This window comes from Dermatobacter hominis (assembly GCF_020715685.1).
In the GTDB taxonomy this organism is placed as follows: domain Bacteria; phylum Actinomycetota; class Acidimicrobiia; order Acidimicrobiales; family Microtrichaceae; genus Dermatobacter; species Dermatobacter hominis.
In genome coordinates, this window is record NZ_CP085840.1 from 1814280 (window position 1) to 1826778 (window position 12499).

17 protein-coding genes are annotated in these 12499 nt (G+C 72.0%); 10 read left to right on the top strand and 7 right to left on the bottom strand.

The features are described 5' to 3' along the window. Window positions 1-11: 11 nt before the first annotated feature. Together LH044_RS08500 and mbp1 are read right to left on the bottom strand one after the other, a co-directional pair. Window positions 12-512, bottom strand: coding sequence for a phosphatase PAP2 family protein (locus tag LH044_RS08500; RefSeq protein WP_227759599.1), 501 nt, complete (start codon window positions 510-512; stop codon window positions 12-14). Window positions 513-546: 34 nt separating this feature from the next. Next, window positions 547-789: a microaggregate-binding protein 1 gene (gene mbp1 / locus LH044_RS08505; RefSeq protein ID WP_227759600.1), complete on the bottom strand. Its 243-nt coding sequence runs from the start codon at window positions 787-789 to the stop codon at window positions 547-549. A 303-nt stretch (window positions 790-1092) separates the two neighbouring features. Here mbp1 and LH044_RS08510 point away from each other — a divergent pair, with 303 nt between their 5' ends. After that, a complete protein-coding gene (locus tag LH044_RS08510; protein WP_227759601.1) occupies window positions 1093-2208 on the top strand; it encodes a sensor domain-containing phosphodiesterase in 1116 nt (371 codons plus the stop codon). Window positions 2209-2302: 94 nt separating this feature from the next. Further along, entirely contained in the window at window positions 2303-2644 is a 342-nt protein-coding gene (locus tag LH044_RS08515) for a hypothetical protein (protein ID WP_227759602.1), read from the top strand. A 105-nt stretch (window positions 2645-2749) separates the two neighbouring features. Here LH044_RS08515 and LH044_RS08520 read toward each other — a convergent pair whose 3' ends face one another. Continuing rightward, window positions 2750-3631 (bottom strand): hypothetical protein, encoded by an 882-nt coding sequence (locus LH044_RS08520; protein ID WP_227759603.1) that lies wholly within the window; start codon window positions 3629-3631, stop codon window positions 2750-2752. A 601-nt stretch (window positions 3632-4232) separates the two neighbouring features. Continuing rightward, a complete protein-coding gene (locus LH044_RS08525) occupies window positions 4233-4388 on the bottom strand; it encodes a hypothetical protein (RefSeq protein WP_227759604.1) in 156 nt (51 codons plus the stop codon). Between the two features lie 155 nt (window positions 4389-4543). Here LH044_RS08525 and LH044_RS08530 point away from each other — a divergent pair, with 155 nt between their 5' ends. The 5 genes from LH044_RS08530 (at window position 4544) to vanX (ending at window position 8666) form a co-directional block, all read left to right on the top strand. Further along, window positions 4544-5056 (top strand): VOC family protein, encoded by a 513-nt coding sequence (locus tag LH044_RS08530; RefSeq protein WP_227759605.1) that lies wholly within the window; start codon window positions 4544-4546, stop codon window positions 5054-5056. Between the two features lie 178 nt (window positions 5057-5234). Continuing rightward, window positions 5235-5909 carry an FMN-dependent NADH-azoreductase gene (locus LH044_RS08535; protein WP_227759606.1) on the top strand — a complete coding sequence of 225 codons (675 nt, stop codon included), beginning with the start codon at window positions 5235-5237 and terminating at the stop codon, window positions 5907-5909. A 110-nt stretch (window positions 5910-6019) separates the two neighbouring features. After that, window positions 6020-7024 carry an NAD(P)-dependent oxidoreductase gene (locus LH044_RS08540; protein WP_227759607.1) on the top strand — a complete coding sequence of 335 codons (1005 nt, stop codon included), beginning with the start codon at window positions 6020-6022 and terminating at the stop codon, window positions 7022-7024. Next, window positions 7024-8055 (top strand): D-alanine--(R)-lactate ligase, encoded by a 1032-nt coding sequence (gene vanA / locus LH044_RS08545; protein WP_227759608.1) that lies wholly within the window; start codon window positions 7024-7026, stop codon window positions 8053-8055. The genes LH044_RS08540 and vanA overlap by 1 nt, the downstream gene beginning before the upstream one ends. Next, window positions 8052-8666: a D-Ala-D-Ala dipeptidase VanX gene (vanX, locus tag LH044_RS08550; RefSeq protein WP_374210569.1), complete on the top strand. Its 615-nt coding sequence runs from the start codon at window positions 8052-8054 to the stop codon at window positions 8664-8666. The genes vanA and vanX overlap by 4 nt, the downstream gene beginning before the upstream one ends. 52 nt (window positions 8667-8718) lie before the next feature. Here vanX and LH044_RS08555 read toward each other — a convergent pair whose 3' ends face one another. Together LH044_RS08555 and LH044_RS08560 are read right to left on the bottom strand one after the other, a co-directional pair. After that, window positions 8719-9831: a sensor histidine kinase gene (locus LH044_RS08555; RefSeq protein WP_227760087.1), complete on the bottom strand. Its 1113-nt coding sequence runs from the start codon at window positions 9829-9831 to the stop codon at window positions 8719-8721. A gap of 1 nt (window position 9832) precedes the next feature. After that, window positions 9833-10510 carry a response regulator transcription factor gene (locus LH044_RS08560; protein WP_227759609.1) on the bottom strand — a complete coding sequence of 226 codons (678 nt, stop codon included), beginning with the start codon at window positions 10508-10510 and terminating at the stop codon, window positions 9833-9835. Window positions 10511-10688: 178 nt separating this feature from the next. On the opposite strand from LH044_RS08560, the gene LH044_RS08565 reads away from it, so the two are divergent. Beyond that, window positions 10689-10847: a GPGG-motif small membrane protein gene (locus LH044_RS08565; protein ID WP_227759610.1), complete on the top strand. Its 159-nt coding sequence runs from the start codon at window positions 10689-10691 to the stop codon at window positions 10845-10847. Window positions 10848-10850: 3 nt separating this feature from the next. Here LH044_RS08565 and LH044_RS08570 read toward each other — a convergent pair whose 3' ends face one another. Next, window positions 10851-11456 (bottom strand): TetR/AcrR family transcriptional regulator, encoded by a 606-nt coding sequence (locus LH044_RS08570; RefSeq protein ID WP_227759611.1) that lies wholly within the window; start codon window positions 11454-11456, stop codon window positions 10851-10853. 89 nt (window positions 11457-11545) lie between these two features. Between LH044_RS08570 and LH044_RS08575 the strand changes: the two genes are divergently transcribed. Together LH044_RS08575 and LH044_RS08580 are read left to right on the top strand one after the other, a co-directional pair. Further along, a complete protein-coding gene (locus LH044_RS08575; protein WP_227759612.1) occupies window positions 11546-11962 on the top strand; it encodes a VOC family protein in 417 nt (138 codons plus the stop codon). A 228-nt stretch (window positions 11963-12190) separates the two neighbouring features. Beyond that, complete coding sequence (locus tag LH044_RS08580) at window positions 12191-12487, top strand: STAS domain-containing protein (protein ID WP_227759613.1); 297 nt, start codon at window positions 12191-12193, stop codon at window positions 12485-12487. Window positions 12488-12499: the final 12 nt, after the last annotated feature.

Sequence of the window (12499 nt, forward strand, 5' to 3'; positions counted from 1 at the left end):
AGGTTCCGTGCTCATCGGGCGAGTCGCCGCCCGACGCTGCCGATCACCGCGCCGAGCACCGTCCCACCGATCACGTCGCCGACGTAGTGGTCGCGCTGGACCACCCGACCGCCGGCCACCGCCAGGGCAAGGCCCGCGACAGCGAGGTCGACGAGCGACCGGTCGGCGTACGTGACGGCGAACGCGACGCCGCCGGCGGCGTGGGTCGACGGGAACGACGGCGACGACGGTTGCGCAGGATCCGACGACGGCGGTCGCCGACGGCGGAACGCCCACTTCACGGCCAGACCCGACGACTCCGCGGCTGCCCAGGCACCGAGCGCGACCGCAGACCGACGCCGGTCCTTCCCGAGCGCGACCGACGCCGCGGCCACTGCGAACCACGCGCTGCCGCCCCGAGCCGTGTGGCTCGACCACTCCAGCGCCCGTCCCCACGCGGTGGACCGCCCGCGACCGACCGCGTCGGTGGCGCGGTCGTCCGCTCGACGGAGCCGCCGGCCGAGCCCGCTCACGAGGGTGCCCGACCGGCGACCGCTCCGACCGGTGCTATCGGTGCTGGGCCGCGCGCTGCTCGGCCTCGGCGGCATCCGCCTCGGCCCGGGCCTTCTCCGCCGCCGCTTCCTTCGCCGCGACCTCGCGATCGGCCGACGCCTTGTCCTGCTGGGCCTCGCCCTCGTCCTTCATCGCGTCGTTGCCGACGACCTCGCCGACGACCTCCTTGGCCTTGCCCTTGACGTCCTCGACGACGCCGCTGAGGCCGGCCTCGGGTCCTGACTCGTTTCCAGCCATGTGTTCGCTCCTCGTCGCAGCCACCCCCGGCTGGGGCGCTGCCGCGAGGGTCGTACCCGCCGTGCCCCCTGCTCAGTCCGTGGGGACGCGTGTGGCCCTCGAGGGCGATCGGGGCGGCGGGTCACGTACTGCTGCCCGGGGGAGGTCGCGAGCCGGGTCGCACGAGGGCCGCCCGACCCAAGCCGGCCGACCTGCGGGCCCTTCGTCGTGGGCCCTGCGGCTCAATTCGGAGGCGGCGTGATCCGATCGCCGCTCGGCACGGGTATCACGGATCGGGGCGACCGAGTACGGAGAGGTGTTCTCATGGGACGTCGCTTGGCCTGGTTGGATCAGGAGGCACGACCCGACGTCGATGAGCACCTCGTGGACCAGCTCGACATCGCATTGGTCGGCCGTGCCCTGGACGGCCGCATCGTCAGCTGGAACGACGCAGCCACGCGCCTCTTCGGGTGGACCGAGAGCGACGCCGTCGGCCAGCCGTACGGGATGCTCCTCGTCGGCGAGCGCGACCTGGACGCCGAGGCGACCGCCGCGTCGGAGGGCGCATGGTCGGGGCACGTGGCGTTCCGCACCGACGACGGGCCGGCGCTGGACGCCCGGGTGCAGCTGGTGGCCTGGCGCGTCGACGGCGTGCTCCGTGGTTTCGTCACGGCCGTCTTCCCGGAGCTCGACGGCACCGGCCGGCGTGGCCGCAGATCGGCCGACCGGACGGTGGAGCGACAGCTGCGGCTGGCGATCGAGCACCGCACCCTCCCTCTCTACGCGCAGCCGATCGTCGACGCCGCCACCGGGCGCACCGTCCAGCGAGAGGTCCTCGTGCGCCTCCCCGGACCCACCGGCATCGTGCTGCCGGACGTGTTCCTGCCGGTCGCAGAGCGCACGGGCCTCGTGGTCGACCTCGATCGCTACGTCGTGGTGGAGGCGCTGCGCCACTCGCGGTACGGCGTGTCGGTCGAGCTCAACCTGTCCCCCGTCTCGCTGCGCACCGACGGGTTCGCCGAGGAGATCGGCCGGCTGATCTCGACGAGCGACGTCGATCCGGCGCAGATCGTGTTCGAGATCACCGAGTCGGCGATCATCGCCGACGCCGACGCCGCCCTCTACTTCGCCGAGCACCTCGCGGCCGTGGGCTGCCGCTTCGCGCTCGACGACTTCGGCACCGGCTTCAACGGCCTCCTGCAGCTCCGCCGGTTCCCCGTCGACTTCCTCAAGATCGACCGCGAGTTCGTCCGCAACATGCTCTCCGACGACCGCAACCGCCCGATCGTCCGAGCCGTCATCGCGCTCGCCAGCCACCTCGGCGTGCGGACCGTGGCCGAGGGCGTCGAGGACGAGGCGACGCTCGAGCTGCTCCGGGCCGACGGGGTCGACCTCGTCCAGGGCTACTTCCTGGGCCGGCCCGAGCCGCTGCCCGCCTGACCGGTCCCTCTGCATCGGCAGGCCGGCCGGGACGCCGATGGATCGACCGCCCGACCTCGACGTCGATCCCGGGTCGGAGGCGTACGGTTCACCCATGGGCACGATGAGGATCTCCGACGCGGCGGACCGGCCCGACGTCGACGCCTGCACGCTGGGACGGGCGGAGCTGTCCGCACGGCTCGACGACTGGCACCAGCTGGTGCGCCGGTGCGACGTCCACCTCGGTCCGGGCACGCAGGCGCTGATCGAGATCCCCGACGCCGTCGACCTGCGGGCGGTCGTCGACCTGGTCGAGGCGGAGACGTCGTGCTGCTCGTTCTTCTCGTTCAACCTTCTCGTCGATGCAGGCGGCCGCAGACTGGTCGTCCGCGCCCCTGAAGGTCGTGCCACCGAGCTGGCGGCCCTGCTCGGCGCCCAGGGCGCCGCCGGTCGCTGACGCCAGGGCGGCGCCGGCCCGCTCGGGACCGGCGCCGCCCACAGGTGTCCCGCACGACCGAGCGCCGTTGCTCGTGGCGGCCCGCCCGATCTCGGCGATCTCGTGCTACGCGAGGCCCTCCCGCCGGCGGCGGGCGAGGGCGACCGCAGCGACGCCCACGGCGAGCAGGAGCAGCCCGGCGCCACCGATGGCCGCAGCGTCGCTGCCGGTCAGGGCAAGGGCACTGCCGCTGCTGCGGGTCGCCGTGGCGCCGAGCACCTCGGGCGACCCGTTCGAGGTCGCGCCCTGCTCGACGGAGGCGCCGGCGACCGCTGGCATCGTGCTGCTCGTCGTCGCACCGGCCACCGATGCGATCGACGTGCTGGTCGTCGACGACGTCGACGAGGTCGTGGTGGTCGAGGACGGCGCAGTGGTCGAGGTCGGTGCCTCGGTCGACGTCGGCGACACGGTGGTCGTCGTCGTGCACCCCGGCGCGTGGTGCTGTTCCGAGGTGTCGAGCGCACCGGGGAAGAGCAGCGGGCCGTGGTGCGCGCCGCTGACGTCGATCACATCAGGCGTCGCGCCGGTCACCACGTCGAACTGCGCCGGCTGGCAGTCCTTGGTGAACGTGATCACGGTGGTCGAGGCCTCACGGATCGTCACGCCCTCGGTCGCGGCGAGGCGCTGCGGCCACGAACCGTCGACCGGCATCTCGTAGATCACCGCGGTCGCGTCGACGGCGTCGCAGAGGGTCGACGGGTTGTGGATGCTGAGACGGAAGTGGTCGGCGGTCGAGTCCACGTCGTAGGTCCACGCCAGCCGCCCCATGGCGGTCGGCACGCAGTCACCCTCGTAGGGCACCGCCGTCTTGTCGACCGAGATCGTGCCGGTGGCCCCGACCGGCGCGGTCGAGCCGAGGGCGAGCGCCAGGAGCGCCACCCCGATCGACACCACTGCCACCGCACCCACCCGGGCGCCGGCGTTCCGGTGCCCTCGTCGAATCGTCATCGTTCTCCTCCACAGCGCATCGAAGTCCCTCGCGGCGACCCTCCTTCCCCGTGACCCCGGAAGCGATTCCTACGGATTTCTTCGAAATGCGATCCCGCCGGTCCTCGCTGAATTCACGAGCATGGACGCGAGCGAGCCGCCGGAATGAGATGACGCGAACCTGCGATGGCGAGGAACATGACCCTGGCGCGTCGGGCGCCTCGGATCGTCCGGGCCTGGCGTCGTCACACTCCGACCTGACGACCTCGACCGGTGGATCCGCGACATGGTCGGGCGCCGGCGGGTACACCGGCGGCGTGCGCCGGCGAGCTCTGCTCGTGCGAGGCCGCCCAACGTCACGGTCGGTGCCAGCAGCCGACGCTGGGGCGTCGACGGTGGAGGGAGGCGCACGCACCGGCCGCTCGTCGCTTCGCGGCGGCGAGCGGCCGCACCGCTGCAACGGCGCCGTCCGAGGGGTCCCGTGCGTCCCGACGCGACGGTGCCGCACCCCGATCTCGGGATGCGGCACCGTGTCGGCTGCGGGTGAGGCGATGCGTTCGCACCGCCGCGCCCGAGCACCGTGACCCCCCGGACGTCGTTGTCCGAGGGATCACAGCCGGGATCAGATCCGGGCTCGGCGCCCCGAGCTCGTCGTGATGGCGGCGATGACGAGGCCCACGAGCCCGATCGCTGCCACGATCCACCCGATGGTCGGGCTCGCGAGCAGTGCGATGAGCACACCCACGACGATGACCAGCAACGCAGCTCCGATCGTCATGTCATTGACCTCCTGTTGTCGGAACAACGGCCCACTACCCGAGATATGAACGATGGAAACGGGAGCAGTAGGTGTTCGTGAAACACCCGGCTCGGGTGTAACGCGGATGCCGAGCGGAACGATGCGCCGCGTACGGGGGTAGTACGTTCCGCTCCATGACCGACGCGCCGGCACCGTCGTGGGGACGCAACCCGGACCACATCACGATCTCGGTGCGCGACGTCGATGCTGCGGTCGCCCTGCTGGGCCACTTCGGGTTCCAGCGCGACCACGACGCATCGATCGACGGTGGGGCGCCGGCCGCCTACATGGGGATGCCCGACATGCGGGCCGACCACGTCACGCTCGCCCTCCGCGGCGCCGAGCCTCGCTTCGAGATCCAGCTCCTCCACTTCACCGACGACGAGGGACTCGATCCGGCGGGAGCGGTGCCCTCCAACCTCACGAGGCGCGGCATGAACCACCTCGCCCTCCGGGTGGACGACCTGGCGGCCGCCACGGCCCACCTCGAGTCGGTGGGCGTGCAGCCGATGAACGACGAGCTCGACTTCGTGAGCCGGAAGCTGCGCTTCTTCGAGGGGCCCGAGGGCGTCACGATCGAGCTGGCCGAGTGGGTCGGCGCCGGACCGGGCTCGACCGGGCCTGCGGGGGCGGCGGCGTCGCCCTGAGGCGCGCCGTCGCAGCGGGTCCGCCGAGGAGGCGGGTCGAGCTGCGTCGTGGTTCCTCCAGACGTGCAGAGACGTGAGGAGGACCTCGCGATCGATGGGTGACCTGTTCGTCACTCAGTCGGTACGATCCGCCCACCGTCAGCCGGAGCTGGGCCGCTCCTCGTCTCCTGGAGTCGCCATGTCCTCGGTCATCGCCGACACGTCCGACGCGGGTGCGGTCGACCCGCTCCGGTCGACACCGGTCCTGCTGCAGGTGGACTCGAGCCCGCGCGCGGGCAGCGTCACCAACCTCCTCACGGCGGCCTACGCCGAGGCCTGGGCCGCTGCGCGCCCGGGGGCGACCGTGCTGCGCCACGACCTGCCGCGCCTGAACCTCCCCCACCTCAACGCCACCGAGATGGGCGCCTGGTTCACCGAGCCGGACGACCACACCGACCTCCACCACCTGGTCCTCGCCCGGAGCAACGACCTCATCGAGGACCTCCTCGCAGCCGATGAGCTCGTGATCGGCGCACCGATGTGGAACTTCTCGATCCCGTCGAGCCTCAAGGCGTGGATCGACCACGTGACGAAGGCCGGTCGGACCATCACGTTCGGACCCGACGGACCCGCGGGCCTCGTGCCGGCGCGCCGCGCCGTCGTCGTGAGCGCACGCGGCAGCGACTACCGCCCCGGCACGCCCACTGCTGCCCTCGACATGCAGGAGCCGTACCTCCGTCTCATCCTCGGCTTCCTCGGCATCGCCGAGGTCCGGTGCGTCAACGTCGACCGCCAGGGCCCGAGCTACCCCGAGGCCGGCGACTACATCGAGGGCGCACGCGCCGAGCTCCTCGAGCTCGCGACCGGCCCCTGATCGCCCTGCACGGCGGTGCGGCGGCCGGCTGAGTCCGGCGCAGCCGCATATCGGGGGCGTATCGGGATCGGCATACGGGGCGGCAACACCAACTCCCGTTCGATGAGGTCGTGATCGACCTCCGACCAGCAGCGGCGACCACCGTCCGCCGACGACCCGCGCGGGTCACGGCCTACGGGTGTGACGCCGACGAAGCCGACCTCTTCCACCACCTCGCGTCGCGCCACGGGATGGTGGTGACGACCACCTCGGCGCCGGTGGCGGACGCCGGCATCGCCTCCGTCGCCGCCGACCGCTGCATCAGCGTCGGCCACACGTCGGTGCTGGACGGGACGACGCTCCGCGCGCTCGCCACCGCCGGCGTGGAGCTCGTGACCACGCGGAGCATCGGCGTCGACCACATCGACCTGGCGGTCGCGGACGAGCTCGGCCTGACGGTCCGCAACGTGATGTACTCGCCCGACGGGGTCGCCGACTTCACGCTGATGCTGATCCTGATGGCGGTGCGTCGCGCCCCCGCGCTCATGTGCGCCGCGGCCCGGGGTGCAGGTCCCGGCACCGTCCGGGGGCGCGACCTCGGCGACCTGACCGTCGGCGTCGTCGGCGTCGGCAACATCGGCCGGGCCGTGGTCCGGCGGCTGCAGCCGTTCGGGTGCCGGGTGCTGGCGCACACCAACCGTCCACATCCCGCGGAAGCAGCGGAGTTCGTCCCGCTCGACGTGCTGCTGCGCCAGAGCGACGTCGTCACGCTGCACCTCCCCCTCGAGCCCCGCACCCGACACCTCATCGGGCGCGAGCAGCTCGCGGCGATGCGGCCCGGGGCGGTGCTCGTCAACACCGGCCGGGGCGGGTTGGTCGACACCGAGGCGCTCATCGGCGCGCTGGAGGGCGGGCACCTCGGCGGCGCGGCGCTCGACGTGCTGGAGGGCGAGGACGAACCGACGCCACCCGGGGCGCCGGGGATCCGGACCGTCGACCGGTTCCGGTCGCGACTCCTCCGGCATCCCGACGTGACCATCACGCCGCACGCCGCCTACCGCACCACCGGCACGCTGCACGAGATCGTCGACCGGACGCTCGCGAGCTGCCTCGACTTCGAGCGGAGCCGGGCCTGATGGCGCGCTCGACGATCGCCGTCCTGTTCGGCGGGTGCTCGGAGGAGCACGACGTCTCGGTGAAGTCGGCGATGGAGATCGCGGCATCGGTCGACGAGGCGGGCTACGACGCGATCTACGTCGGGATCACGCGCTCGGGCGTCTGGATGACCTGCGAGCGCCCGGGTCCTGCGTGGGAGGACGGCGACTGCCGCCCGGCCGTCATCTCTCCGGACCGGTCGACGCACGGCCTCCTCGTCGAGGACGGCGGCGGGTGGCGGGCGGTGCGGCTCGACGCCGTGTTCCCGGTCCTGCACGGACGGTTCGGCGAGGACGGCGCGGTGCAGGGCCTGCTCGAGCTCTCCGGGATCCCCTACGTCGGCTGCGATGTGCAGAGCTCGGCGATCTGCATGGACAAGTCGCTCGCCTACGTCGTCGCCCGCGGCGCAGGGATCGCGACTCCGGAGTTCCGGGTGGTCACCGAGGCCGACCCGGTCCCGCTCGACGAGCTCGAGTACCCCGTCTTCGTCAAGCCGGCCCGATCCGGGTCGTCGTTCGGCGTCAGCAAGGTGGACGGTCCCGACCGGCTCGACGAGGCGATCCGGGACGCCCGGCGGTTCGACGCGAAGGTCCTCGTCGAGCAGGCGGTCCCCGGGACCGAGGTGGGCTGCGCGGTGCTCGGGAGCGGATCGGACCTCGTCGTCGGCGAGGTGGACCGGATCGAGCTGTCCCACGGGATCTTCCGCATCCACCAGGAGACCGACCCGGAGCAGGGCTCCGAGAACGCGGTCATCACCATTCCGGCTCCCGTGTCCGACGAGCAGCGTGACCGCATCCGGGCCACGGCCACCGACATCTACTCGGCGCTCGGCTGCTCGGGGCTCGCGCGCGTCGACATGTTCCTGCTGGACGACGGCAGCGTCGTGCTGAACGAGGTCAACACGCTGCCCGGCTTCACCTCCTACAGCCGGTACCCACGGATGATGGCGGCGGCCGGCATCGACGGGCCCGAGCTGGTCGACCGCTGCCTCTCCTCGGCGATGGGGCGATGAGGGTGGACGCGGGTTTCGTGTACCTGGACGAGGTCCTGACGGGCGTCCGCTGGGACGCGAAGTACGCCACGTGGGACAACTTCACCGGCACGCCGGTGGAGGGCTACGAGGTCAACCGGATCGTGGGCTCGGAGGCGCTCGCCGACGGGCTCCTCGTGGCGCAGCGGCGTGCCGCGGACCTCGGCTTCGGCCTCCTGCTGTGGGACGGCTACCGGCCGCAGCGGGCGGTGGACCGGTTCCTCGAGTGGTCGACGCAGCCCGAGGACGGGCGGACGAAGGCGCGCTTCTACCCGAACATCGACCGGGCGGCGATGTTCACGAACGGGTACGTCGCCCCCCGCTCGGGCCACAGCCGCGGGAGCGCCGTCGACCTCACGCTCTACCGCCTCGACACCGAGGAGCTCGCGCCGATGGGCGGCGGGCACGACCTCATGGACCCGCGATCCCACCACGGCGCCCCAGGCGTGTCGACCGAGGAGGCCGGGAACCGGATCGCGCTGTGCTCGATCATGGAGACGAGCGGGTTCGCCAGGTACGAGCGCGAGTGGTGGCACTACGTCCTGACCGACGAGCCGTACCCCGACACCTACTTCGACTTCCCGATCACCTAGCGCCGACCACCGAGCGCTGATCATCGAGCGCCCGGTCACCGGGGCGCCCCGGTCAGCCGGGGATCGCCGGTGCCACCGGCAGCTGCGCGGCGACGACGAGGCCGCCGTCCGGCCGGGGTCGCAGCGACACGGCGCCCTCGTGGGCCCGGGCGATGCTGTCGACGATCGCCAGGCCGAGGCCGACCCCCGCGTGGTCGCCCCGGATCCGCTGCGTGCCGCGCTGGAACGGTTCCAGGAGCGTCGCCACCACCTGCGGGCTCAGCGGGTCGCCCGTGTTCTCGACGGTGAGGACGACGGCGGACGGGCCGACCGTGGTGTGCACTCGCACGACGCCCCCGTCGGGGAGGTTGTGGACGATCGCGTTGTGGACGAGGTTCGTGACCATCTGCAGCAGCAAGGCGTGCGAGCCGAAGGTGGTGGCCACGTCGCCGGAGGTCTCGATCGCGATCCCGTGGGCCTCGGCGAGCGGCAGCAGCGTCTCGGCGACCTCCTCGGCGACGAGCGACAGGTCCACGGGCTCCCGGGTGAAGGACCGCTGGCTGGCGCGGCTCAGGACGAGCAGCGCCTCCGTGAGGTCGATGGCCCGGGCGTTCACGAAGTGCAGCCGCTCGACGAGCTCACGAGGGTCCGCGTCGGGATCCTTGCGCGCGACGTCGAGCAGCGTCTGCGTGATCGCCAGCGGTGTGCGGAGCTCGTGCGACGCGTTGGCTGCGAAGCGCTGCTGCTCGGCGACGTGCGCGTCCAGCTGCGCCAGCATCGCGTCGAACGCGTCGGCCAGCTCCCGGAACTCGTCGTTGCGGCCCTCCAGCTGGATCCGGTGCGACAGCGATCCGGCCGCGGCCCGGCGGGTCGCGTTCGTGATCCGGGTCAGCGGGGCGAGCATGCTGCCGGCGAGGATCCAGCCGCCCACGAGGCCGAACACCAGGAGGAACCCCATGGCGATCGCGGCCTTGGGCGTGAAGGCGCGGATCAGGTCGGAGCGGTTCGGCACGAACGACAGGGGGCCTCCGGGTCCCGACACCGGCTCGGTGACGATGACCTCGGGGACGTAGCGCAGCAGGAACACCCACACCGCGGCGAGCAGCAGTGCGCCGGCGACCACGAGGAACCCGGCGTAGCTGAGCGTGAGCTTCAGCCGGACGCTCAGACCCGGCGGCCGCTCCACCTCACCCGCCTGCGTTCGGATCGGCATCGATGCGGTACCCCACCCCCGGCACGGTGGCGATGATCCACGGCTCGCCCATCCGCTTCCGAAGCGCCGAGACGGTGATCCGGACCGCGTTGGTGAAGGGATCCGCGTTCGCGTCCCACGCCCGCTCCAGCAGCTCCTCGGCGCTGACGACCCCGCCGTCGGCCGCCACGAGGACCTCGAGCACGGCGAACTGCTTGCGCGTCAGGGCGACGTAGCGCCCGTCCCGGTACACCTCGCGGCGGAACGGATCGAGGCGGAGCCCGGCGATCTCGCGGATCGGGGGCCGGTGGTGCGCACGCCGCCGGTCGAGCGCCCGCAGCCGGAGCACGAGCTCCTGCAGCTCGAACGGCTTCGTGAGGTAGTCGTCGGCACCGAGCTCGAACCCGGACGCCTTGTCGTCGAGCCGGTCGGCGGCGGTGAGCATCAGGATCGGCATGCCGGAGCCCGAGGCGATGATGCTCGCCGCCACCTCGTCGCCCGAGGGACCGGGGATGTCGCGGTCGAGGACCGCGATGTCGTACGAGTTCACGCGCAGGAGCTCGAGGGCCGTCTCGCCGTCGCCCGCGACGTCGGCGGCGATCGCCTCGAGGCGCAGACCGTCGCGGATCGCCGCGGCCATGTAGGGCTCGTCCTCCACGACCAGCACTCGCACCCCGTCAGGCTAGGAGGCGGCACATATCGTCGACGTACCGAGGACGATCGCGTGCCGCCGCCGGGTGCGCGCCGCGGGTCGAGGGCGCGAGGTCGGTGATCTCGCAGGTCCGTCGTTCTGCCGTCGTCACGAGTTGGTAGGGACGCACTGTTCCACCGTCGAAAGAGGAGGCGTGCAGATGGGCTTCATCCTGTGGCTGATCGCCGTGGTGCTGGTCATCGCCGGGATCGTGCAGCTGTTCCAGGACCAGATCATCCTCGGGGTCGTGCTGATCGTGCTCGGGTTCGCGGTGGGCCCGGGTGGCTGGTCGATCTTCCGCTCGCGCCGCTCCGTCTAGGCATCAGGGTCCGAGGAGCGCCGCCCTGGCGCACCGGAGGTACCAGTCCCTGTAGTCCTCGATCGACCACCCGCTCCGCTCGGCCAACCGGTACGGCTCCAGGCCGCTGAGCATCCACAGCGAGGCGGCGGCCTGCTCGCGCGTGAGGCCCTCTCGCAGCGCCCCGAGCTCGATGAGGCGGTCGACGGTGGCGCCCATGCCGAACAGCCGACCTCGCTCCTGCACCTCGAGGAGCGCCGCTGCGTCGGGGTCCGTGGTCGCCGCTTCGGCCACGACCGTCAGGATCGGCACGATCCGCCCCAGCAGCTCCGCGCCGAGCTGCGCGTGCAGCTCGAGCACCTCCTGCGGGTCCGTCGCCTCGAGCATCGCCCGGCCCAACGGCCGTGAGAGCACGTCGACCGGCTCGTCGTCGCCGGCGAGGCGGACGTCGGCGATCTCTCGCAGCAGCTCGGCCTTCGAGCCGAACGTGTTGAACACGGTCGGTCGACTGACGCCGGCGGCCGTCGCGATCGAGGCCATCGACGTCGCGACGTAGCCGTCCCGGAGGAAGAGGTCGGCGGCGGCGTCGCGGATCCGTCGACGTGTGGCCAGCGCCTGCTCGTCGCGCACGGCCGACCGATAGCTCCTGTTGACGGACTCGTCCGTTCGGTTTACCTTGGGTTTAGTCATTTGATCGTGAGTCTACCCAAGGAGTGGGCATGTTGGACGGCTTCAACCACGTGGCGATCCTCACCGGCGACCTCGAGCGCCTCGAGGGGTTCTACCGGGACGTGTTCGACGTCGCCGACGTCCGGCGGATGGACGACCACGGACTCCGGCACTGCCTGCTCCGGGTCGGATCATCCTCGGTGCTCCACGCCTTCGAGCAGGACGCGCCGGCACCCGGTCCGATCTTCCGACGGGGTCGGGTGGACCACCTCGCCCTGAACGTCGCCGAGCGTGACGAGTTCGACCGCCTGCGCCGACGACTCGTCGACGTCGGGGCCAGCACGGGCGACGTGACCGACTTCGGCGTGCTGCTGAGCGTCACGTTCGAGGACCCCGACGGCATGTTCTGCGAGCTGTGCTGGATGCGCGACGGCGCCACGCTGGCCGACGCGACCGACTCCGCGTGATCCCCGCCGATGCCCCGACCTGAGGAAGCAGCGGGGTGCACGACGTCCCCCCGATCGGGGGGTGACCCCATCACTTCGCGGTCGTAGGGTGGCCCTAGCCCCCTGGTTTTGCGTCCGGGGTGTGGCCGAGGTCGCCGACGACCTCGGAACGACGTCCTCGGCGGGTCGATCCGCGACACCCGCTTCCCTCGTGCCGAGATGCGCCACCGCACGCGAGAAGGAACCACCATGGACATCAGCACCCAGACCGCAGTGCTCGACGACGGCCCCGTCGTCATCGCCGTCGGCGAACTGGACCTGGCCTCCACGCCGGCGTTCACCGCTGCGCTGACCGAGGCGCTCGTGGACGAGCGCCAGACGCTCACCATCGATCTGTCGGGCGTCACGTTCTGCGACTCGACAGGACTTCGGGCGCTCCTCACCGCTCCCGGACACCGACCGGTCCGCCTGCGGGCGCCGACGACGTCGGTCCGCCGCCTCCTCGACCTCACCGACACAACGGAGCGGTTCGAGATCCTCCCCTGACGGGCGCCCGAG